Annotated in this window: 1 protein-coding gene; it reads right to left on the bottom strand. The window is 67.1% G+C overall.

Features of this window, described 5'->3' with window-relative positions:
• Positions 1–6: 6 nt before the first annotated feature.
• On the bottom strand, positions 7–1,434 hold a 1,428-nt coding region (locus tag FCN22_RS21430), incomplete at its 5' end, for a gamma-aminobutyraldehyde dehydrogenase (protein ID WP_202911739.1).

Here is a 1,434-nt window from a genome sequence, read left to right as displayed (position 1 = left end):
ACCATGTCAGGACTCGATGTTGGCCATGACGTGCTTGATCCGGGTGTAGTCCTCGAAGCCGTACATGGACAGGTCCTTGCCGTAGCCGGAGTGCTTGAACCCGCCGTGCGGCATCTCGGCCACCACCGGGATGTGCGTGTTGATCCACACACAGCCGAAGTCCAGCGCCTTGGACATCCGCATCGCCCGCCCGAAGTCCCTGGTCCACACACTGGAAGCCAGCCCGTACTGCACCCCGTTGGCCCACCCGATCGCCTGCGCCTCATCGGAGAACTGCTGCACCGTGATCACCGGACCGAAGATCTCGTCCTGGACCGCCTCATCCTCCTGCCGCAACCCCGACACCACCGTCGGCTCCAGGAAATACCCCTCCCCCAGACCCGCCGCCCGATGCCCACCGGCACCCACCGACGCGTGGTCCGGCAACCGGGACAAGAAACCCTGCACCCGCTCCAACTGGGTCGCGTTGTTCACCGGCCCCAACAACGCGTCCGCATCCTCGGGCAACCCCACCTTCGCCTGCGCCCTGGCGAACTCCGACAACGCCGCCACGAAATCATCATGGATCCCCGGCCCGGCCAACACCCGGGTCGCCGCCGTACAGTCCTGCCCCGCGTTGAAATACCCCGCCGTCGCGATCCCCTCCACCGCCGCCTCCAGGTCCGCGTCGTCGAACACCACCACCGGCGCCTTCCCACCCAACTCCAGATGCACCCGCTTCAGATCCGTCGCCGCGCTCTGCGCCACCTGCACCCCGGCCCGCACCGACCCGGTGATCGCCACCAACGCCGGCACCGGATGCTCCACCAACGCCCGCCCCGTGTCCCGGTCACCAGTCACCACATTGAACGTACCCGCCGGCAAGAACTCCGACGCGATCTCGGCCATCAACAACGTCGTCTCCGGCGTCGTATCACTCGGCTTGAGCACGATCGCGTTCCCCGCCGCCAACGCCGGCGCGATCTTCCACATCGCCATCATCATCGGGTAGTTCCACGGCGTCACCTGCCCCACCACCCCAATCGGCTCCCGCCGAATCCACGACGTATGACCCGCCAGATACTCCCCCGCCGCACGCCCCTCCAACACCCGCGCCGCCCCCGCAAAAAACCGCAACTGATCCAACATCGGCGGGATCTCCTCCGACGCGGTCAACGCCAACGGCTTACCAGTGTTCTCCGCCTCCAACCGCACCAACTCGCCCGACCGCGCCTCCAACGCATCCGCAAACTTCAACAACGCCGCCTGCCGCTCCCCCGGCGTCACCCGACCCCACACCGCAAAACCCTCACCCGCCGCCCGATACGCCCGATCCACATCGGCCGCCGACGACACCGGCGCCCTCGCCACCACCCGCGCCGTCACCGGACTCACCACATCACTGGTCACACCCGACTCGGCGTCAACATACTCGCCACCGACAAAACTACGCAG

The sequence above is a fragment of the Segeticoccus rhizosphaerae genome, from assembly GCF_005222685.1.
GTDB lineage: Bacteria > Actinomycetota > Actinomycetes > Actinomycetales > Dermatophilaceae > Segeticoccus > Segeticoccus rhizosphaerae.
This window is presented reverse-complemented; position numbering and strand designations above follow the sequence as displayed.